Consider the following 21,632-nt stretch of genomic DNA (forward strand, 5'->3'; position numbering starts at 1 on the left):
TTGCAGCCGCCAGCCGCCGGATCAGAAGGTCCAGGTCACCAGCGTCTCGAACAAGTTGGAGCGGGCGTTGTCACCGAACGCCTGCTTGGCCCCATCACCCGCCGTAGCCAGGCCATACACGGCGCTCAGGGTGAGCGCCGGGGTGACCGACCAGTTGGCGTACAGGTCGATTTCCTTAGCGAAATCGCGGCTGGTAATGCCGTCCGGCTTCGTGTCGAACTGGAACTTGTAGCCCATCAGGCCAACGGTCAAATCCTGGCGTGGGGCCACCGCCAGCTTGAGCATGTCGATATCCACGTTGCTGTTGAACAGCATGTATTCGCCGACGATTTCGCCCTGGTACCAGTCACCGTATTGACCGCCGTAACCGTAGGTCAGCGGATCGTAGTCATCACTGTACTGAGTGCGGCGGTAGGTCAGGGTCGGGGTCCAAGGCAGGTTGCTGAACGCGTAGCTGGCCTGGGCATACCAGCCTTGGCCGGACTTGCTGGTCTCGCCGCCTTTTTCCCAGACGTATTCACCGGCCAGGCCAAGCTGTGGCACTGCGGTGAACGGCGTGCCCTTGGCGCGCAGGTCATACACATTCAGGCCATCGCGCGCGGCGTTGTCGGCGTCCACAGTGTGCAGATAGGTGGCCCCCAGCGTGCCCAAGGTGTCGCGCCACTCAAGGTTGGCACCGCGCAGGCGCAGGTGCTCGTGGTAGTCGAAGTAGTCCGTGTTGGCGTTGGCGCGCAGGTCGAACAGGTCGGCGTGCACCTTGCCGGTGTTGAGCTGGGCGATCAGGGTATTGCTGAACGCGGTACGCGGCCCGATCCAGGCGGCGGCGTCCTTGCCCTGGTCGGCATGGCCGTCGCCCACCAGAAAACCATCGCCGACCATGAAGGTCTGCTTGCCAGCGCTCAAGGTGATTGCGTCCTTGCCCAGGCCTGAGAACACGTCACCGCTCTTCCAGCCGGCGAAGGCTGTTTCCAGGCTCACGCGCTCCGGATCGTCACGGGTCAGGCCGGCCGCGTCGCTGCCACCGCGGGTCATGGCGCCGACTGCCGAGACGCCGCCAAAGAAACTGCCGTAAGCGGTTTGCGGGCCGGTGATCTTGAGGCCCGGGAGCACAAAGCCTTCGAAGCGACTGGAGGAACGATCCACGGGCAAACCGATGTAACTGGTGCGCCCGCCAAAGGCCTGATGCTTATCGTAGAGGTAGGCTGCGCCCACCGTAACGCTGGGTTCGACCAGTACATCACCGATCTGGAAACTGTCGAGCGCAAAACTCGAACTCGCGTACAGCGCCCCTACTCCGGCCGCGATACAACCTGCTGAAAACTTCATGACTGCTCTCCCCCATTAGCGTGATCGGAACCGCGACCGATGCTGGCCGCTTGAAACCGATTGTCGGGGCTGGGGGCATTGGGCTGAAGGCGCAAACAGGTCAAAAAGGGGGATCGTCGAAGACACCGCCGACTCAGTGCTTGACCTGCAATCGGTATTGCGAAGGGGTGCATCCACTCCAGCGCTGGAACGCCCGGCGAAAGGCCGCGGCCTCGCTGAAACCAAGGTTCTCGGCAATCCTGGCGACCGGTATCTGCCGCGACAGCAACTCCTGCGCGCGTTGATAACGCGCCTCGCACAGCAATTCGTTGAAGCTGGTGCCGGCTGCGCGCAAGTGGCGTTGCAAGGTCTTGCTGGAACAGGCCATGGTGGTGGCGACATTGCTCAGCGACGGCGAGGTATCGAAGCCTGCGCAGATGGCCGATTTCACGCTGGCAAGAAAATCGCGCGGGCTTTCCAGGTGGGACTTGAGCACCGAGCAGTGGGCTTTCATTTCACTGTGGGCCGTGGGGTTGGCACACGGCAAGGGCTGCTCCAGCCACGCAGCATCGAATGACAGGCTGGTTGGTCGGGTAACGTCGAACGTCACCGGGCAGTCGAAGTACTGCCGGTAAGCCTCGCACTCAGGTTCGCAGGCAAAGCCGATATTGATCGCCGTCAGCGGCAGCGGCTGGTATAGCAGGTCGGCCATCACGCTCTGCAGCGCCGTCAGCGAGAACTCGATGGCCAGCCAGCGCAATTGGTCTTCGATATCGAACGTCGCGTCGACGTTCAGCCAGGCCGTGCCCTGCTCCTGCACCAGGCGCAGTTCGAAGCCGGTGCCCAACGGCAAGGGGTATTCGAAAAACAGCTCCAGGGCCGAACGCAGGTCGCGGCTGGACAACAAGGTGAAGCCAAACACGCCATAGGCGGCCAGGCGGCAACGATGCCCCAACTCCAATCCCAGGTGCTGGGCCTGGGTCAGGCGCTGGGCGTTGCGCAAGATCACGCATTCCTGTTCCACCGAGATCAATTTGTCGCCAGCGCGCAGGTCATCGGCCACCAACTGGGTGCCCTGCAAGAGGGGCTCGGTCGCATGCCCCGACTCGGCGACGAAGGCATTGACCAAGGCAATGAAATGCAAGGTTGCCAGGCGATCGATGTAGTGGTCAGAGGTAGCCATGGTGCACACCCGCAAGTCCGATTCGGCCTTGAGCATAAAGCCTGGGCCGGCGGTACCAACAGGTGAGCAGTGACCTAAAAGCGGGGAGTGATGGCCGAGAGGGTTCGCTTAGCCGGCGCGAATCATCATCAGCCACATGGCCAAGGTGGTGTCGACGGTCTCTTTCCAGTTTTGTTTCAGGGCATTGGTGTGTTTGTGGTAGAACAACAGCCCTTCGATCTGCGACGCGATCAGCACGGCGAAGACCTCTGCGCGGGACGCGCTCAGTTGCGGATTAACCTCCAGGATCAACTGCGCCATCACTCGGCAAAACGTCTCGTAAATGACGGTCAGGTGCTCGCCAATCGCTTGATCGTGTTCAGCCAGGGCCCAGCTCTGGAAGGAAAACGAAGCGATCCACGGATCACGCGCAGCTTCCATGTCCTGCTCGATTACATCTACCAGGCGCTCCTCGGGGCTGCGCGAGGTGTCACTGGCGATGGCGACGAACTGGGTCACGAAGACTTCGATCTTGGCGCGGATCATCGACAGCAAGAGATTCTCAGTGGTGCCGCAGTAATGTTGGAGGTTGCTCAGGCTGATGCCCATTTCGCTGGCAACCCGGCGTGCGGAGAACTGCGCATAGCCATCGCGTACGAAAATCAGGGCGGCGGTATCGATAATATCCTCGATGCGCTGCACGCGTTTTTTCTCGCGGGGGCTGGCAGTACGCTCGAACAGCGACTCGGCTCGCGAAACTTCACTCAACATTGACATGCTCCATAGCAATAGCCGGTAACACAGAATGCCTGCCGCAGAGCGGTGGGCGCAACCCTGCGGCTATGGGCATCGTGCCGGTTAGCCGCCCGGATATGCTTGGAGTGTACTGAACTGGGCAAACCAAGGTCAACCGACCTATTAACTAGAGCGGCCGGCCTGGTCTGCCGATGCCCAGGCTCTACAGGTCCTGGCGACCGATACGGCGGTAGGAATCCGGCTTGGCGGCCCGCAGGTACAGCGCCAGCAGCATGCCAATGACCGGTACCGCCCAGATGGCCCATTGCAGTGCCACCGCGTCGCTGCCCGTGACACCGACCAAGGTTTCGAAGTTGGTCACGGCAAGGTAGAACACGTAGCCCAGGCCCAGCGCGGCGCCAACCGGCGCGACGAAGGTGCGCAGCCGCGAGACTTTCACCGGCGCAGGTTTACGCAGGAAGTACACGGCGATCGACACGCTGGTGATTAGCATCAAGGTCAGGTAGCCATAGGCGCCCACGCCGGATTGATGCGCGTAGAGGGTGGCAGGATCGGCACCGTTGAAAATGAACGGCACTTCCAGCAAGGCGACGATCAGGGTGGCAACCAGGGAGCCCATGTACGGCGATTTGTTGCGCGGGTGCACTTTGGCCAACAGCTTGGGCAGCGCGCCGTCCATGCCCAGCGAGTACAGGTAGCGTGACATGATGTTCTGCATGCACAGCAAGCCGGCGAAGATCGACGTCACCACCAGCACCGCCGCCAGGTTCACGCCAAACTGGCCCACGTACTTGCCCATGGCATCCGGGAACATGCCGACGGTGTTGTTGGTGGCCACTTCAGCCGCATGGCTCACGCCATAGGCCGTCACCATCACCCAGGCAGACCCCGCGAAGAACAAGCCGATCAACGCCACCACCAGGCCCGTGGCCCGCGGGATGGTGCGCTCGGGGTTCTTGGTTTCTTCCCGGAACACCGCGGTGGCTTCAAAGCCGTTGAAGCACAGCACGGCGAACAACATGGCCAGGCCGAACTGGCCGCCGGTCAGTGCGTGCCAGGTGAACGGCTCCATGGAGCGCCCTTCCGGCCCGCCGTTGATCAGCACGGCGATGTCGAACACCGAGATCACCGCCAACTCGATGACCATCGCCACCACCAGCAGGTGCGACGACACTTCGAGTTTCAGATAACCGCAGTAGCCGACGACCGCCCAGATGACAATGGCGTACCAGTACCACTCGATCACCGGGCCACCCAAGGTGCTCGCCACCAGGGTCGAGGCCGAAATGCCAAAGAAGGTGTAGGTGCAGGCCGACATCATCAGGTAGGTGAACACCGCGAGGAACGCCGAGCCCAGCCCTGCTACCCGGCCAAGGCCAGCGGTGATGTAGGCATAGTACGCGCCCGGGTTGGGCAGGAAGCGACTCATGGCGGTAAAGCCGGCCGCAAAGATCCCTACCAGCACTAGCCCGGAGAGGTAGACCGCCGGAGCACCGATGCCGCCGAACATGACGATGATGGAAATGTAGCCAGCCACGGTCACCAACGGCGCCGCGAAGGCCAGTACCGCCCCCATCAGCCGGAACAGCCCCATGTCGCCTTCGAGACCGGCATTGACCAGTTCGACCGCGCGATGGCCATCCAAGGGCGCACCGGCGCCGGGGGTGAATACCTGGCTGATGTTTTCAGTGGCCATCCTCGGCACACCGTCTGGGTGGAGATTGGAGAGATTGTTTGTCGTACTCACCGGATAGCCCTTCTGTTGGCCCTGAGAGGTAAATGCCCACGCGATGCAAGGAGCTAGCGTGCGCATAAAGCGGATGACTCGGCCCCAAAACGGGAACCTCGTGGGTGCTAAAAGTAGGGCCCGGCGCGTTGGCCAAACAGGTGCCGAAGGGTCATTTTGGGGGATCGATTGTCCTGCCCGGCAATCCCTCCCGCTGAGCATATAGTTGTGCAAGCGGCGGCGAAACACCGGCGGATATACGGACGTATCTATCCGCGACCGGCACGACATACGGGCGCTGAAAAAGTTGACTTAGGTCAATCGACCGTGTTTTATAGGTCGCACGACCTGATCGCTACGAATTCAGGCGCAGCGACAACCACCCACTTGCCGTGCTGCACTTGCACCACCTCGATGATCCCCGGCCTGCCAAGACCACGTTACCTGCAATGTCCCACCCCGGCGCCGCCGTCGCGCGCCGTCCTGGAACGACTTGGCTAGCCGATGAGGGCCCTACAATGGTGTCAGTGCAAGCTTCACCCATCACTCCTGAAGACCGCGTCTTCTCTACCGTCGAATTGCAGGCGCTGTTGGCCCGGCACAGCGACGGGCGCGCGGCCCTTATGTCGGTGCTTGCACTCAACGGCCTGCACGCCGAAGCGGTCGACGACCCCGCCACACGCCTGTCCCTGAGCCAATGGCTGGGCGCCCTGACAAGCTGCTGCCATGATCGCCAGGAACCGTTGCTGGCCTTGCGGGTGGGGCAACAGATGCATCTGACCGCCTACGGCATGCTCGGCCTTACCCTGCTCAGCAGCGCCTCGTTGCGCGAAGCCCTGGACATCGCCAATCACTTCGGGCTGCTGGCCAACCTCAAGCACCAGCTGCACCTGGAAGTGGATGGCGAGGTCGCGCATCTGTACCTGCGCGAAAACTTCGCCTTGCTGGGGACCGAGAAATACTTCTCGACCCTGCTGGAGACCACGAAGATCCTCACCCTGCTCGGCGATATGCTTGGGCATGGTTTCAAGGCTCAGGCGTTGCGCCTCAACCTCAATGCCGAGGCAGTCGATGCGCAGGGCATTTCCCAGGCCTTGGGCGTCCCGGTGCAGGTCAACTGCGTGGCCAACTGCATCAGTTTCAGCAGCCACTATGTCGATCAGCCTTTGCCGCAATCCCACGCCATGACCCACCAGTCGTGCAAGGCGCTGTGCAGCGCACAGTTGCGTGGACTCAGCCAGCGCTACGACCTCTGCTACCAGATCCAGAAGATGCTCCTGGCCTCGCCAAGCCGCATCCCGCCGCTGCCCGAAGTCGCCTCGCGCCTGCACCTGTCGCCGCGCACCCTGCGGCGCAAGCTCGAAGCCGTGGGCAGCTCCTACAACCTGATCCTTGAAGATGTGCGCAAGAAACTCGCCATCCGCTACCTGCTCGATACACCCCTGACCACCGAGGCGATTTCCGAGAAGCTCAGCTACAGTGACGCCGCCAACTTTCGCCACGCCTTCAAGCGCTGGACCGGTACCGCGCCACGCGCCTTCCGCTCGCAGAACCGCGAGATCGACTGGAGCATGCCGCCGGCCTTCACCCTGCCTGGCACCAATACCGCTACGCGGATTCACGCCCACGCCTGATCAACTCCGCCACAGCGCCGCCACCGTCGGCGCATCAACGACAAAGGCGTTCATATGAACGCCTTTGTCGTTTGCAACGCTGAGCAACCGCGGCTTACAGCCCTACCCTCACCTTCTTCTCGGCCAACTGCCTGACGTTGCGATAGCCACCGCGATAGCTCGTGGCGATCACCAGGCGCATCAACAGGTAGTAAGCAGCGATACAGATCACCAACGTCGGAATGGAAGCACCCACATACCGGAACGTCGGCCCGACCTGCAGGGACAACGGATCGAACAGCATCAGGTAGACCACCACACCCAGCACGATGATCAGCATGGCCACCCAATTGACCCCGCCCCAGAACCAGTAGGCACTCTGCTGATCTTTGACGAACAGATGCGCCGGTAACACCACTTGGCGACGCAGCAGGACGTAATCGGTGAGCATCACCGCGGCGATACCGACGAACATGGCGCTGTTGTAGGCCAGCCAGTTCATCACATGACCGATCAGCCATTGCGTGTTGAACGCAACCACCAGGCCTGGCAGCAACAAGATGGCGACGATCAGATCCCAGCGCATCTTGGCAAAGAAACGCACCTGCTGTACCGACACCCCGGCAAAGTAGAAGAAGCTGAGTAAAGTGCCCAGGTTAGCCAGCAGCAACAAGGAGACGATGACCGTGCCCAGCCCGTTACCGGCGGTCTTGACGACCCATTCGGCCGGCTCGGTGGAGCCGGTGGCAATCGCCGCCAGGGCGCCGACCGCCGAAGTAAATCCGGCACCGATGACACCGGCACCGACCAGCGAGGGGGTAATCAGGTGCTTGCGCTTGTGGATCAGCCGCGCAATACCGCCGAAGAACGGCACGCTGGTCAGCGCGTTGGACGCCCCGAACTCGACACCGTAGGCCAACTGCAGCAATGGATCGGTGGCATAGGCTTGCTTGGGATCCACGTTGGTATGCAGCAGCGTAGTAAGGCTGACGTCACGGGTAATCAGATACAGCAGCACGCAGGCGATGATCAGAATCGCCGGCGAGGTAAAGCGCGTCAGCAAGGCGATCATCGCCGGGCCTTTCTTCAGCAGTACCCAGACCAGCAAAAGCATCGACACTGAAACCGCGGCAACAAAGCCGTTATCGATCTCGCCACCGGGGTTGAACAGGATTTGCTGCAGCCGGCCAGCGGCCTGCCCGGTCATGGCGATCAGCACAAACGCCCAGCCCAGGGTGGTGACCAGGATCAACGCCAGCAGCAGCGACGAGCCGCGGGTACCCATCGAGCTTTTGGACGCATCCACCGGATCGACCCCCAGGCGGTAGCTGATCAGCCCTGAAGCCAGGTACACCGGCGCCAGCCCAACGATCAAACCGATCAGATAGCCAACGATGCCGATGCTGGTATTGCCGATATAAGCAATGGAGGCGCCGAAAAGGTAATTGAAACTGGCCGCGCCGATGGCGACGCATGCCGCGACCAATGAGCCGAATCCTTTATAGAGACGATCGCCCCCCTGAACAGGCAAGCGCCCTGCAAGGGCCTCACGAGCGGTGACGGCGCTCACCTCTGTATCCGAATGACTCATGTCCACATCCTTCTAAATCGTTGAAAAAACCTGGGTCGATTATGAGCAAGTCATGCCAGGCAAACAGGTGCGCCGTGGTCAATTTTCAGCATGCTGACGCCGCAGCTCCGATAACAAAAGCAAAGGCTTGGACGGTTGATCGAGGCCTTTGCCAGGCTGCATCGATGCAGCCATCTTCAGCGCTGGAACATGGCGACCACCGTATCCGCCATGACCTTGTAACCGCAGTCGTTGAGATGCAGGTGGTCACCGCTATCGAATCTGGCATCCAGCCTGGTCGGCTCGGTTGGGTCACTCAACGCCGCATCGAAATCAGCGATGCCATCCAGGCCCGCGCCATTTCGCAACCAGTGGTTGACGGCTTGCCGATGGGACTCACCGCTCGCCGAGAAATAATCGAACAACCCAGTCGTTCCGCCGGTAGGCGTCAAGGTGCCCGCGTACACCTTCAGGCCATAACCTCTGGCGCGGTCACGCACCTGCCGGGGCCATATGCGCGGCGCCGATATGGATCGGCCGCAAGCCATATTGATTTGACAGCCACACGCGCATGGCGCTGCCGCAGCTGCGCAGTCTCACCGACTGGCGCAAGGTCAGCCCATCGAGCCGCGGCACTGCATAGGGATAGGCGACCAGTGGATCGTTCAATGATTGCATTGCCGCCCGCCAGGACGCCGTCCAGCGTGAGGCTTGGGATAATGCCGATGAAGTGATGGGGGGTGTCATCAGACGTAGAAGCCCACCAGAGCCCACAGCGCCAAGCCGAAGATGAACCAGCCGGCCGCCGTGACGAGAATTGAACCCACTGGCTGACTGGTCTCGTCGACGAGGTTTTCAGCGGACTGCAGCGCCACCAGGCTCTTCACCAGATCAAGATCGAGATCGCCAATGGATTCGTCTATCAAGAACGAATGATCGCCCAGTAAATGAACGCAGGATGCATCACGCATTACGGTACTCCTGAAACTGGAAAGGGCAGGATTTCCATGGACTCATGATTGTTTTGCAGACAGTCACGTCGCGCGGCGGTGACTGTCCATGGGCAGATTATGCCTGCGCCGCGCATGGCCAACAGGTGATTGGAGGCCATCTTTGCGCGGCGCGGACGACTAACGCGGACGAAAGGCTTCGTAAGCGGCCGGCAATTCGTCCGCTTCGTGACCCTTGCTCACCGCCTGGTCTACGTAGCCCGAAAACAACTTCAACAGGCTATGTTCGACACCCACGTTCTTCGCCCGGTCGACCAGTGACTGGACACCTAACGAGTGAACGTGGATCGAGGCTTCGTTGCCGGAATAGTCCTGACTGTCGATGGCCTTGATGGTGCGCGCCCAGGCGCTTTCGATCACCGGTTTGAACGCTTGCAGGGCGGTAGCGAAATCCTTGATGTCGAGGTGCTCGGCCTGGAGCATCGCCGCGCTTTGCATCAGGGCGAACGTATTGCCGTAGTACATGGTCAGCAGCGTGCCGTCGAGCACGTTGGAGGCGCCTGGGTTCTCGCCGACGTAGGTCATCCGCCCGCCCAGCAGCATCATCTCGTCCGAGCAATTGTCCCAAGTGGCCTTGGGGCCCGAGACCAGCAGCATGCAGTCCGGCGTGCCGACCTTGGTGGGGTAATCCATGATGGCACCGTCCAGATAATGCAGGCCGATTTCCGCCGCCCACTGTGCACCGGCCAGTGCCTGCCTAGCATCGCCGGTGGTGAATTGCACCAGGGTCTTGCCGTTGAGCAAGGGCGCGATGTCGTCCTGCAGAAACAAGGCATTGCTGCTGGTGTAATCGGACAGGCACACGATGATCAGCTGGGAGGCCTTGAGCGCCTCGACAAAACTGGCCTGCGCCACCGCCCCCAGGGCCACCAACGGTTCGGCCTTGGCGATCGAGCGGTTCCACACCGTCACCTTATGGCCTGCGTCGATAAAAGGCGGTACCAGCGCCACGCCCATTTGCCCAAGCCCGATGAACGTCACGTTTAACTGTTTCATGGCGCATTTCCCTTCAAGTGGTAGGCGTCGGCGCCAGTGCGCCGGCCAGCCAAGACTCTAGGCATGCTGCGGTGCGCAAAAAAGGTGATTAGCGGCCAAGAAAATGACCCTGGCGGGACACCCGCGCCCTCGTCGCCGCTAACGGCAAGCTGGCCTCACTACCTTGCAAAGTTGGCCCTTGCTCACCTGTTGGCGGCTGCTGCGGCGCCCCTAACATAGGGCCACAGCCATCAGGGCCGGGCGCAACGCCCAAGGCTTTCATTTCATCCATTAAGCGAGAGCGAGCGATGACCATCATCAAAGCAGACCACATCATGTTGAACGACCCGGCGCACGTCCGGTTGGCACACGAGCCCCAATACGGTCACGGCTCGGCTTTCATCCACGGCACGTACGTGGACATCGACAACGCTGCCATCCCGATGTCGGACCTGGGCTTCACCCAGGCCGATGCCTGCTACGACGTGGTCAGCGTCAGCAAGGGCTACCTGTTTCGCCTCGAAGACCACCTGGCGCGTTTCGAAAGCGCCTGCCGCAAGTTCCAGCTGACCAACCCCTACACCCAGGCACAAACCGTCGAAATCCTCGAAAACCTGATCAAGCAGGCGGGCACCAAGGAAGCCTATGTCTGGTGGGCCGTGACCCGTGGTTTCATGCCCGATGGCAAAGACCGCATCAACCCTGCGGCCTATGAAAACCGCTTCTACGCCTTCGTGGTGCCTTACGTGTTCATCAGCGATGACGAACAACGCGCCCGTGGCCTGGACGTGCTGGTCAGCAAGTTGTTCATTCGTATCCCACCCAAGGCTGTGGACCCTACCGCCAAGAACTTCCACTGGATGGACCTCAAGTTGTCCCTGTTCGAAGCCCAGGCGGCGCACAAAGAGTGGTCGGTGTTGTGTGATGCCGATGGCTACCTCACCGAAGCCCCGGGCTCGAACATCTTCCTGATCAAGGATGGCGCGCTGTACACCCCCGACTCCGGGTGCCTGGAGGGCATCACCCGCAAGACCACCCTGGAACTGGCCGACGAACTGGGCCTGCCACTGCACGTGGAACGCGTGCACGTCGAGCAACTGCTTAACGCCGACGAGGCGTTCTTGACCTCCACCGCCGGTGGCGTGATGCCAATCAACAGCGTCGACGAACGCGTGCTGGGCGGCAAGGCTGGCCCAGGTGAACTGACTACCCAACTGCACAACCTGTACTGGACCAAGCGCTGGGACGGCTGGTTGGGTACCGCGGTTGACTATGACACACCCGCCACGGCTTGATCCGAGCTGCCACCCGGCGGCCGGCCCCTAGGCCGCCGCCACTTACTCGCAGAGGAATGTCCATGTCCCTAGCCAATCCATCCGTCAGCGTCCTGGGCCTCGGTGCCATGGGCGGCGTGCTTGCCCAGACGCTGTTGCTAGCAGGCTGCGCGGTCACCGTGTGGAACCGCAGCGCCGAACGCGCGGCGCCCTTGGTGCAAGCCGGTGCGAGCCTGGCGGCAGATGTCCAATCGGCACTGCTGGCCAGCGATCTGATCATCATCTGCATGATCGACAAGGCTGCATCCGAAGCCGTACTGCAGCGCCTCGGGCCGACCTTCGACCTGGGCGGCAAGACGCTGGTCAACATGAGCACCGGCACCGTTGCCGATGTCGAACGCCTTGCACGCTGGGCCGACGAACACAACGCGCAGTATCTGGATGGCGGCATCCTCTGCTATCCCAAGGACATTGGCGCGGCCCATACCGCCATCCTGTATTCCGGCAGCCCGCAAGCCTGGGAGCTGCACGAGCAGACCCTGAAGATCCTGGCAGGCAATCCACGCTACCTGGGCGCCGACCCGCAAGCCTGTACCCCGACCTACCTGGCGCTTTACGCTTTCTATTTCGGCGCCTTCGCCGCCTGGCTCGAAGGCGCGGTACTGGCTGCAAGCGCCGGCGTATCGGTGGACGCCTTCAAGGCGCTGTCATCGATCATGACCGACATGCTGGTGGATGGCATCGATACCGCCGCCCAGCGCATCACCACCGGCCAATACGGCGGCGAACAGGCCTCGGTGGATGTCCACGTCGCCGGCCAAGAGGTGGTGCTCGATGCCTTGGTCAGCGCCAAGGTGCCCCACGCCAGCACCGATGCCTATCTGGCCTACTGCCGCCTGGCCCAAGCCGCCGGCATGGGCGACCAAGACATCGCCGCCGTCTACAAAGCCATGCAACCCTGAACAACGTCCAGCCAGAGAGCGCACATCATGACCCCTGCAGCCCGCCCGCTTTACCCTCAGCGCGTCGCCATCATCGGCCTCGACCCCTTTGGCAGCAGCATTGCCCGCGCATTGGCGCGCCAGGGCTTCGCGGTGGCCGGGCTGGACCCCTTGCGCAACACCCTGGTTGCCCCCTGCGAAGGCTTCACGTTGCTGCGTAACCTGGAACAGGCGGTCGACAGCAGCGATGTGGTCATCACCTGCTTCCCCGACCAGTTGCTGATGAACGCGCGGCTGTGCAGCCCGGAGACCACCTTCGGCCTGCATGGCAAGGCGCTGATCAGTTTCAACACCACCCAGACCCGCCCGGCCTCCTCGGCACGCTCCATGGGCGAATGGGCGCGTAGCGAGCACATCGACTACCTGGAGATCAGCCTGAACGGCCGGGCCGACAGCATTGGCCAAAGCGACTGCGAACTGGTGTGCGCCGGCCCACGACGCGTGTACGAACGCCTCAAGCCGTTGTGCCGCAGCCTCGGTGCCTCGCTGACCTATCTGGGCAGCGACTGTGGCGCGACCCTGGAACACCAGCCCGCGGGCATCTGCGGTTAAATCAGCGCGACCGCTCTACCCTGCCGTTCCCTGCCTGCTACCCCCCTACCCCCCACTTTGCATCAATAAAACTCACTCGCAAGCAGTGAGTTTTTTTGTCGGACGCATACATCCGTCACTTGACCTAGGTCACTCGACCGTATTTAATCGGTCACACGACCTAGTTGATCGCTTCGCGCTCTGCAAAGTCTTGTGTGTCATTGCAATACCTACCTGATAGACCAACAAAAAACAGGGCGCCGCATGCCGGTCCCGATAGGTCAGGAGATAAGAAATGAGGTCGAAGACCCGCCGTAACACCACCGTTCTTCCTGTAAGCGTTATTCCCCGGCCTGCCCAAGCCAATGCGTTGAATTCGGAATGCTTTTAATTCGAAAAACATTCGACGCGGATGTCTCCTTTCGATTGCGCCTCGCTGCGCGATCCACTTGCGTGATTATCGCTGTGAGGGCTGCATGATGGGACTGATCGACACCACACCAGTAACGTGCGACGACAAGATTTTCTCCATGGCGGAAATCCTCGCCGCCGCGCACGTCAGCGGCTGCAATGAGTTGCAGTTGGGCCAATGCCTGGCGGCCGGGGGGTTGACCCCCGCGGACCTGCACAACCCCCACGGCAGAATCTCGCTCAATCAGCACGCGCTGATTCATAGCGCCTTGCATCGCAGTTGCAACAATCCGCTGCTGGGCCTGGAGGTGGGCAAGCGCATGCACCTGACTTCCTACGGCATCGTCGGTTTCGCCCTGCTCAGCAGCGCCACCCTGCGCGAAGCCTTGACCGTCGCGGCTCAGTTCGGGCTGCTGATGAACTTCAAGCTCGGGGTGCACATCAATGACGATGACGCCAGCGCCTGTCTGGAGCTTAGCGACCATTATGGCCTGAACACTAACCAGGAAGGCTTCTGGTACTACCTGGAAATCTCCAAGCTGATCACCCTGCTGCAGGACATCCTGGGCCTTGGCTTCTCGTGCGACGGCATCGAGCTGGTCATCGATGCCCCGGCCGATGAGCAAGCCCGCGTACGCGAAAGCCTGGGCATCGACGTGCGCTTCAACTGCCCGCGCACCGCCATCCGCTTCGCCGGGCAGTGGCTGGATGCCAAGCTGGCCCAGGCCAACAGCATCACCCATGCCAGTTGCAAGGCCACCTGCCAGGCGCAGATGCGCGAAGTGATTCAGAAGTACGACCTCAGCTACCAAGTGCAGAACCTGCTGCTGGGCTCTGGCCACTGCATCGCCTCGCTGTCGGATATCGCCGATCGGCTGCACCTGTCGCCGCGCACCCTGCGCCGACGTCTTGATGCGTTGGGCACTTCGTACAACGCGTTGCTGGTGGAAGTGCGCAAGAAGCTGGCCATTCGTTACCTGCTCAACACCCCGATGACCACCGAGGCCATCTCCGAACAGCTGAACTACAGCGACGCGGCCAACTTCCGTCACGCCTTCAAGCGCTGGACCGGGCGCTCGCCGCGCGAATATCGCGTGCTCAACAACGGCGGTAAATATGCCTTGCGCCTGGGCCATGGCAAAAGCACCCACGGCCAGCCACTGCACGCATCGGCCACCTGGGCTGAACAGAGCATGGCAGCAGTGGGCTGAGGCTTGCCAAGCCCCCTGCCCTATCCAGCATCACTCCCAATAAGGAACACATCGATGGACATGAAACTGTCAGGCAAAGTCGTGGTGATCACAGGCGCAAGCACCGGCCTTGGGCGCGGCATTGCCGTAAAGCTCGCCCAGGAAGGTGCCCACCTGGTGATTGGCGACATCAGCGAGGCCGCCAGCCCCAAGGGCTTCGACGAGCAGCCTGAACTGACCACCTGCCAACTGATCAACCAGCGCGGCGGGCAGGCCATCTATCAACAGTGCGATGTGACCCGTCGCGATGACCTGACCACCTTGGTGCAGGCAGCAACCGACAAATTCGGGCGCATCGATGTGATGATCAACAACGCTGGCGTGTACCGCGACGGCAAGTTGATTCATGAATTCAGCGAGCAAGAACTCGACCTGTGCCTGAACGTCAACGTCAAGGGCACCTTCTTTGGCGCCCAGGCGGCAGTGACGGCGTTCCTCGCTCAAGGCGGCGGCGGCAACATCATCAACCTGGTGTCCACCGCCGGGTTGGGCGGGCATCCGTGGCAGTCGGTGTACAACATTTCCAAGGCCGCCCAGGCCAACATGACCCGCTGCCTGGCCATCGAATACGGCCACCAGGGCATCCGCGTCAACGGCATCTGCCCGACCTACGCGAAAACCGCCCTCACCCGCGCGCTGATGGAGCAACCGGGGTATGTCGATGATTTTGCCGAAACCATTCCGCTCAAGCGCTGGGGCGAAATCGATGACGTGGCCGACCTTGCGGTGTTCCTGGCGTCCGAACGCTCCAGCTATATCCATGGCGACCTGATACGCATCGACGGCGGCGAGACCTTGTCGCGTTATTCGGTGTGATGCGCTCATCACCTTTTCACCTGTCCGCAATGGAACCAAGCCCATGAGTATTTTCAAGCCATTCACCTTCGACACCGTCGCCTCCATCGTCGCCGAATGGGGTGCCGCACGGCGCCTCGGCGAGATCCTCGGCGCCTGGACCGAGTCACGCAACCTGCTGATCGTCACCGACAAGTTCCTGCACACCAACGGCCTGCTGGACGCCGCCAAAGCCTCTTTGCAACAGGCAGGCTTCACTATCAGCGTGTTCGACGATGTGGTCGCCGACCCGCCCGAGTCGGTGCTGCACGACTGCGTCGGCCAGGCGCGCGCCGCCAAGGTGGACCTGGTGCTGGGCCTGGGCGGCGGTTCGTCCCTGGACATCGCCAAGCTCGCCGCCGTGATGATCCCGTCCAACCAGCCGTTGGCCGACCTCTACGGCATCGGCAAGGTCAGGGGCAGCCGCTTGCCCCTGGTGCAAATCCCGACCACCGCCGGCACCGGTTCGGAGGTCACCAACATCACCATCCTGACCACCGGCGAAACCACCAAGATGGGTGTCGTGGCCCAGCAACTGTACGCCGACAAAGTCATCCTCGATGCTGAACTGACCGTTGGCCTGCCGCCGCTGATTACAGCAGCCACCGGCATCGACGCCATGGTTCACGCCATCGAGGCCTACACCAGCCGCCACCGCAAGAACCCGATTTCCGATGCCCTGGCACGCGAAGCACTGCGCCTGTTGGCCGGCAACCTGATCGCCGCCTGCGAAGACGGCAACAACCGCCTGGCACGCGAGGCCATGCTGCTGGGGGCCACCCTGGCCGGACAAGCGTTCGCCAATGCCCCGGTGGCTGCGGTGCATGCGCTGGCCTACCCCTTGGGCGGCCATTACCACATCCCCCATGGCCTCTCCAATGCCCTGATGTTGGGCCCGGTGTTGCGCTTCAACCTGAGTGCGGCCGCGCCCTTGTATGCCGAGCTCGCCGACGTGCTGTTGGGCCCAAGCAACGCCACGGTCACCTCGCGCGCCACCCGTTTCGTGGAATTCATGGACGACCTGATGAACCGCTCCGGTGCGCCACGGCGCCTGCGCGATGTGAAGGTGCGCGAAGACAGCCTCGCGCTGTTGGCCCACGACGCCATGAAGCAGGAGCGCCTGCTGCAGAACAACCCGGTGGAGCTGCGCGAAGCGGACGCTTTGGCGCTCTACAAAAAAGCTTTTTAAACCGGCGCCTCGCCTTCTCCCAGCGTACAAGAACAAGGAAAAAGCCCATGTTGAACGCAGCACAATCGACCTACGACATTGTTATCCTGGGTGCCGGCTTCGGCGGCCTGGGCATGGCCGCGCAACTGAAAATGCAGGGCATCGACAACTTCATCGTGCTGGAACGTGGCAACCGCATCGGCGGCGTCTGGCGCGACAACGCCTACCCGGGAGCGGCTTGCGACACCGAATCCCACCTGTACTGCTACAGCTTCTTCCCGCACCTGCGGGTCAGCAAAATGTACGCCGACCGCCAGGAACTGCTGCGTTACATGGACACCTTGGCCGCGCACTATGACGTGCTGCCACACGTGAAGCTCGACAGCGAGCTGAGCGAGGCACGCTGGGATGAAAACGCCCAGCGCTGGGGGTTCCTGCTGGCCGATGGCTCGCACCTGCAGGGGCGGTTTTTCGTGCCTGCCTGGGGCCAATTGAACAAGCCGGCCATCCCCGCCTTCAAAGGCCTGGGCAACTTCGCCGGGCAATACTTTCACTCGGCGCAGTGGCCGGCCGATGCACACCTGGCTGGCAAGAAAGTCGCCAGCATCGGCGCTGCCGCCAGCGCCGTGCAGTATGTGCCGGAAGTGGCCAAGGAGGCTAAACACCTGACCGTGTTCCAGCGCAGCGCCAACTGGATCATGCCGCGCAACCAGATTGTCTTCACGCCAGCGCAGCTCGACGCCTACAGCGCCAAACCCGAACTGTTCCACGAAAGCCGCCGCGAACTGCACGCGTTTCGCGAGAACGGTTTTGCCCGCACCCGCCACGGCACCGAGGCACAGCAGGAAGGCATCAAGATGGCCAGCGGTCACCTCGCCGCTCAAGTACCGGACGCCGAGTTGCGCGCCAAGCTTACCCCCGACTACGAGTTCGCCTGCAAGCGCATCCTGCGCTCCGACGACTACTACCCGGCGTTGATGCGCAGCAACGTCAGCCTGGAGACTGTCGCGGTGGATCACTTCGTGCCACAGGGCATCGTCGACAAGAACGGCACCCTGCATGAGTTCGACGTGGTGATCTTTGGCACCGGCTTCGAAAGCCAGGCATTCCAGGGCGACTTACAAGTGATCGGGCGTAACGGCCAAACCCTGCACCAGCGCTGGCAGGACGGCGCCGAAGCCTACCTGGGCATGACGGTGCCGGGTTTCCCCAACCTGTTCATGATCTATGGCCCCAACACCAACCTGAACCATAACTCGATCATCACCATGCTGGAGATCCAGCAGCGCTACATCATCCAGGCGGTGCAACACCTTCAGGCCGCGGCCCTGGACGTTACCGAGGAGGCTTTCGGCGCCTACAACGACGCCCTGCAAACCAATATGCAGTCCTCGGCGTTCTCTTCCGATTGCTCCAGCTGGTACAAGAATGCCGCCGGCAAGGTCATCAACAACTGGTCGGGCACGGTGGACGAATACCGCGCCCTGGCTACCGACTGGCGCGCCAGCGACTACCATCTGTTGGGCGTTTGAAGCGAGGGCCTCTCATGAGTCAAGGCATTGCACTGGAACAGGTCGCCGCCGACGCGGTGGACCTCGTCCGAGCGTTTCGCGCCAACGGCGAGGTGTCCTTTCAGGACGTGCCGCTGGCCGAGGCCCGGGCTAACTACCTCAAGGCCTGCGCCGCCAATGGCGTTGCCTGGCAACCGGTCGCCGAGGTTCACACGCTGGAGTATCCGGTGGCCCAAGGCACCGCTGCCCTGCGTCTGTATCGCCCGGCCGGTAGCGCTGGCGAAGCGGTAACCCCCTGGGTGCTTTTCATCCACGGTGGCGGCTGGGTGATCGGCAACCTGGACAGCCACGACAGCCTCTGCCGCAGCCTGGCCAACCAGTCTGGTGCCAGCGTGGTGGCGGTGGATTATCGCCTGGCACCGGAGCATCGCTTTCCGGTGCCGTTGGACGATTGCCTGGCGGCGCTGCGGTTCGTACGCGACAACGCCAGCCAGCTGCGGCTGGACCTGGGCAACGCGGTGGTGGCCGGCGACAGCGCTGGCGGCAACATGGCCACGGTGCTGGCCAACCATCCGGCTTATCAGGTCGAGGGCGTCGCGTTCAAGGCGCAGGTTTTGCTCTACCCCGTCACCGACCTGACTGCCAGCCACGCCTCGTACCAGCGGGTCACCCAGGGGTTCCCGTTAACGGCAAAATCGATGCATTGGTTTCGCGAGCAGTATGTGCCAACGGGCCAGGACCCAAGCGATGCGCGGCTGTCACCGTTGCTGCATAGCGAGGGCCGGGTGCAACCGGATCTGTTCATCCTGACGGTGGGGCATGATCCGCTGGCGGATGAGGGGATTGCCTATGCTGGCGCGGCGGCCAGTGCGGGTACGGCGGTGGTGCATCATCATCTACCCCGCCATGCCCATGGCGTGCTGACCAGCGCCGGCAAGATCGAAACCGGGCGCCGATTGCTGGCCGAAGCGGCGCAGTTCATCACCGATCGAGTCAAACTTTCGCGCTGAACGCAACGTCCCTCCTACCTCGATCTGATAAACCACCTTGTGGCGAGGATGCTTGCACCCTCGCCTCAAACATCCCATGCGATCAGGGCTGGGCGATCTGCGCTTGGCTTACCGCTACCGATCCGATCAACCCCAGCACCGGTGCCAGCAGGAACACCAGCGGCAAATGGTTGACCCACCACTGGTCACTGCCAGTCATCACCGCGTAGTTGTCGATCATCAGCAAGAACGCCACCAGCATGCTTACCCCGCCCAACAAGGGCGCGACCGCCGTGCTCCATAGCGATTCACCAAGGCGCTCGCGGCTGAAATAACGAAATACCGCAAAGCTGGTCAGGCACTGCAGCAGCACGATGCCCAGCACGCCCATGCCGAACAGCGCCACGCCCATCTGCAAATACGGATGCTGGCCTGCGGCGACAAAGCACAGCGTTACCCCGGCCACCAACGCCAACTGCACCACCGTACCGTTGAACGGCGAGTGATATTTGGGGTGGGTCTTGCCCATCCATGCCGGCAGGATGCCGCTGCGCGCCAGCGAAAAATGATAGCGCGCCGCGCTCATGTGCAGGGCCAAAAAGCCGGCGAACAGGCTGGTGATCACCAGCACCTGCATGATCTGCGTGGCTAAGGTACCGACGTACTGGGTGTTGATGATGAACAGGAATGACGCCGGATCGCCGGCCGCTGTGGCCTTGGCCTGTTCGACACCCACCGCCGAGACCATCGCCCACGTAGTGGTCAGGTAAAACACTGCAATCAGGGCAATGGCGATATAGGTCGCGCGCGACACTGTGCGCCGGGCGTCGCGGGCTTCTTCACCATAAATCACCGTCGCCTCAAAGCCAATGAACGACCCCAGCCCCAGAATCAGGCTCAAGCCCGCGCCACTGCCCAGCACCAGCGAGGGATTGAACACCTCCAGCGAGAACCCGTGAAAGCCCTTGTCCCACAGCACCGCCAGGTCGAAGGCGAACAGGCTGATCACCTCCAGCAACAGGGCGATGGCCAGCACCTTGGCGCTGGCGCCGACATCCCGGTAGCCGAGTACCAAGGTTGCGGCCAGCCACAACACGCCGAACCACTGCCAGCCTATGTCAATGCCGGTCAGTTCCTTGAGCACCAGGCTGCTGAAAAACGACAGGCTGCCAAAGGTGCCGATGGTAATCGCGTTGTAGGTCATCACCGCCAGCCAGGCAGCGATACGCCCTGCCCGCTCGCCGAAGCCGGCGCTGATATAGGCGTAGAACGCTCCGGCGTTGGTGATGCGCTGGCTCATCTTTAAATAGCCCACGGCGAACACCGAAAAGATCAACGCCGCGACGATATAGGTACCGGGTGTGCCGGCGCCGGTGCCCAGGGCGATGGACAGTGTGGTCAGCGACACCACGATGCCCATGGGCGCGACGGCGGCCAGTACCAACAGCACCAAGTCCTTGGTATCCAGGGTATCGCGTTTGAGTGAATGGTCTGCAGGATGCGACATGATTTCAAAGCCTCGAAGACAGAGCGGAACTGGCCTGAAGGCTAGCGCCGCGGCACGCCTGCTCAACAGGTTGCCAGCGGCCAATTTCGCTGTGCCGTCGGTCTTCGATGCTCGGTGCCGGCTGGCCGTTTCGCACCTGTTAACGCCTGCTGCGGCTTTTTAGACTCCCAGGCGTGACACCTTTGCACGAGGGCCTATCCCTCTGCTCAAACCCTGCTTGCCGATGGAGGCGACCCAATGCGATTCAACAATAAAATAGCCATTGTCACAGGTTCCAGCTCCGGCAATGGCCGCGCCATCGCCCTGGCGCTCGCCGCCGAAGGCGCCCACCTGGTGTGCTCCGACCTGAAAAGCAAAGCCCGCCCGGAAGGCTTCGAGAGCGACCTGCACATCGATACTGATCAACTGATCCGCGACAACGGCGGCGAAGCGATCTTCGTCAAGGCCGATGTTTCCCGCTACAACGATATGCAAGACCTGGTCGCCGCCGCCGTCGAACGCTTCGGCCGCCTGGACATCATGATCAACAACGCCGGCGTGGCGGTGGAGCTGAAAACCATCGTCGAGGAAACCGAGGCCGATTACGACCTGACCATGAACGTCAACACCAAGGGCACCTGGCTGGGCTGCAAGTTCGCGATCACCCAGATGATGAAGCAGGACGTCAGCGAGACCGGCACCCGCGGCAAGATCGTCAATATCTCTTCGATCGGTGGCCTGGTGGGCCTGGCCCAGGAAGCGTCCTATTGCGCCTCCAAGGGCGCGGTCAACAACCTGACCCGGCAACTGTCCGTGGACTTTGCCGCGCACAAGATCAACGTCAACGCGGTGTGCCCAGGCTTTCTCGCCACCGCCATGGTGCGCCAGGAGCTGGACGACCCCGAGATCAAGACCCTGCTGGAAAACCTCACGCCCTGGCCGCGCATCGGTAACGTGCAGGACGTGGCCAAGGCCGTGACCTTCCTGGCCTCCGAGGACGCCCAGTGGATGACCGGCTCGCTGCTGACAGTGGACGGCGCCTATACCGCGCAGTAACGCG

The 21,632-nt window shown here is 62.0% G+C and carries 20 protein-coding genes; 10 read left to right on the forward strand and 10 right to left on the reverse strand.

Annotation, left to right across the window (positions count from 1 at the left end):
* Positions 1–21: 21 nt before the first annotated feature.
* The 4 genes from L9B60_RS29145 to L9B60_RS29160 all read right to left on the reverse strand — a co-directional run bounded on the left by L9B60_RS29145 (position 22) and on the right by L9B60_RS29160 (position 4,919).
* The gene (locus L9B60_RS29145) at positions 22–1,326 is read right to left on the reverse strand and encodes an alginate export family protein (protein ID WP_249674607.1); all 1,305 of its coding nucleotides are present in this window, start codon (positions 1,324–1,326) and stop codon (positions 22–24) included.
* Positions 1,327–1,459: 133 nt separating this feature from the next.
* Positions 1,460–2,488 (reverse strand): AraC family transcriptional regulator, encoded by a 1,029-nt coding sequence (locus L9B60_RS29150; RefSeq protein ID WP_249674608.1) that lies wholly within the window; start codon positions 2,486–2,488, stop codon positions 1,460–1,462.
* A gap of 108 nt (positions 2,489–2,596) precedes the next feature.
* Positions 2,597–3,238 carry a TetR/AcrR family transcriptional regulator gene (locus L9B60_RS29155; RefSeq protein WP_249674609.1) on the reverse strand — a complete coding sequence of 214 codons (642 nt, stop codon included), beginning with the start codon at positions 3,236–3,238 and terminating at the stop codon, positions 2,597–2,599.
* 187 nt (positions 3,239–3,425) lie between these two features.
* A complete protein-coding gene (locus L9B60_RS29160) occupies positions 3,426–4,919 on the reverse strand; it encodes an APC family permease (RefSeq protein ID WP_249674610.1) in 1,494 nt (497 codons plus the stop codon).
* Positions 4,920–5,467: 548 nt separating this feature from the next.
* Here L9B60_RS29160 and L9B60_RS29165 point away from each other — a divergent pair.
* Positions 5,468–6,583, forward strand: coding sequence for an AraC family transcriptional regulator (locus tag L9B60_RS29165; protein WP_249674612.1), 1,116 nt, complete (start codon positions 5,468–5,470; stop codon positions 6,581–6,583).
* A 94-nt stretch (positions 6,584–6,677) separates the two neighbouring features.
* Here the strand turns inward: L9B60_RS29165 and L9B60_RS29170 are convergent, their stop codons facing one another.
* From L9B60_RS29170 to L9B60_RS29190, 5 genes are all read right to left on the reverse strand, one after another.
* Complete coding sequence (locus L9B60_RS29170) at positions 6,678–8,048, reverse strand: cytosine permease (protein ID WP_249674614.1); 1,371 nt, start codon at positions 8,046–8,048, stop codon at positions 6,678–6,680.
* A 281-nt stretch (positions 8,049–8,329) separates the two neighbouring features.
* Entirely contained in the window at positions 8,330–8,632 is a 303-nt protein-coding gene (locus L9B60_RS29175; RefSeq protein WP_249674615.1) for an SGNH/GDSL hydrolase family protein, read from the reverse strand.
* Complete coding sequence (locus tag L9B60_RS29180; protein ID WP_249674617.1) at positions 8,625–8,810, reverse strand: hypothetical protein; 186 nt, start codon at positions 8,808–8,810, stop codon at positions 8,625–8,627. Before L9B60_RS29180 ends, L9B60_RS29175 begins: the two co-directional genes overlap by 8 nt.
* Positions 8,811–8,878: 68 nt before the next feature.
* A complete protein-coding gene (locus L9B60_RS29185; protein ID WP_249674618.1) occupies positions 8,879–9,103 on the reverse strand; it encodes a hypothetical protein in 225 nt (74 codons plus the stop codon).
* 159 nt (positions 9,104–9,262) lie between these two features.
* Positions 9,263–10,138, reverse strand: coding sequence for an NAD(P)-dependent oxidoreductase (locus L9B60_RS29190; protein ID WP_249674620.1), 876 nt, complete (start codon positions 10,136–10,138; stop codon positions 9,263–9,265).
* 287 nt (positions 10,139–10,425) lie between these two features.
* Between L9B60_RS29190 and L9B60_RS29195 the strand changes: the two genes are divergently transcribed.
* The 8 genes from L9B60_RS29195 to L9B60_RS29230 all read left to right on the forward strand — a co-directional run bounded on the left by L9B60_RS29195 (position 10,426) and on the right by L9B60_RS29230 (position 19,107).
* Positions 10,426–11,412 (forward strand): aminotransferase class IV, encoded by a 987-nt coding sequence (locus L9B60_RS29195; RefSeq protein ID WP_249674621.1) that lies wholly within the window; start codon positions 10,426–10,428, stop codon positions 11,410–11,412.
* Positions 11,413–11,474: 62 nt separating this feature from the next.
* Complete coding sequence (locus L9B60_RS29200; protein ID WP_249674623.1) at positions 11,475–12,353, forward strand: NAD(P)-dependent oxidoreductase; 879 nt, start codon at positions 11,475–11,477, stop codon at positions 12,351–12,353.
* A gap of 27 nt (positions 12,354–12,380) precedes the next feature.
* Entirely contained in the window at positions 12,381–12,944 is a 564-nt protein-coding gene (locus L9B60_RS29205) for an NAD(P)-binding domain-containing protein (RefSeq protein WP_249674624.1), read from the forward strand.
* A 455-nt stretch (positions 12,945–13,399) separates the two neighbouring features.
* Positions 13,400–14,545: an AraC family transcriptional regulator gene (locus L9B60_RS29210; RefSeq protein ID WP_249674625.1), complete on the forward strand. Its 1,146-nt coding sequence runs from the start codon at positions 13,400–13,402 to the stop codon at positions 14,543–14,545.
* Positions 14,546–14,599: 54 nt separating this feature from the next.
* Entirely contained in the window at positions 14,600–15,400 is an 801-nt protein-coding gene (locus tag L9B60_RS29215; protein WP_249674626.1) for an SDR family NAD(P)-dependent oxidoreductase, read from the forward strand.
* Positions 15,401–15,443: 43 nt separating this feature from the next.
* The gene (locus L9B60_RS29220) at positions 15,444–16,607 is read left to right on the forward strand and encodes an iron-containing alcohol dehydrogenase (protein WP_249674627.1); all 1,164 of its coding nucleotides are present in this window, start codon (positions 15,444–15,446) and stop codon (positions 16,605–16,607) included.
* Positions 16,608–16,654: 47 nt separating this feature from the next.
* Entirely contained in the window at positions 16,655–18,118 is a 1,464-nt protein-coding gene (locus tag L9B60_RS29225) for a flavin-containing monooxygenase (protein WP_249674629.1), read from the forward strand.
* Positions 18,119–18,132: 14 nt separating this feature from the next.
* Entirely contained in the window at positions 18,133–19,107 is a 975-nt protein-coding gene (locus tag L9B60_RS29230) for an alpha/beta hydrolase (protein ID WP_249674630.1), read from the forward strand.
* An 82-nt stretch (positions 19,108–19,189) separates the two neighbouring features.
* Here the strand turns inward: L9B60_RS29230 and L9B60_RS29235 are convergent, their stop codons facing one another.
* Positions 19,190–20,593, reverse strand: coding sequence for an APC family permease (locus L9B60_RS29235; RefSeq protein ID WP_249674631.1), 1,404 nt, complete (start codon positions 20,591–20,593; stop codon positions 19,190–19,192).
* A 237-nt stretch (positions 20,594–20,830) separates the two neighbouring features.
* Here L9B60_RS29235 and L9B60_RS29240 point away from each other — a divergent pair, with 237 nt between their 5' ends.
* On the forward strand, positions 20,831–21,628 hold the full coding sequence (locus L9B60_RS29240; protein WP_249674632.1) for an SDR family NAD(P)-dependent oxidoreductase: 798 nt from the start codon (positions 20,831–20,833) through the stop codon (positions 21,626–21,628).
* The last annotated feature ends 4 nt before the right edge of the window (positions 21,629–21,632 follow it).

The sequence above is a fragment of the Pseudomonas abieticivorans genome (genome assembly GCF_023509015.1).
Taxonomy (GTDB): Bacteria; Pseudomonadota; Gammaproteobacteria; order Pseudomonadales; family Pseudomonadaceae; genus Aquipseudomonas; species Aquipseudomonas abieticivorans.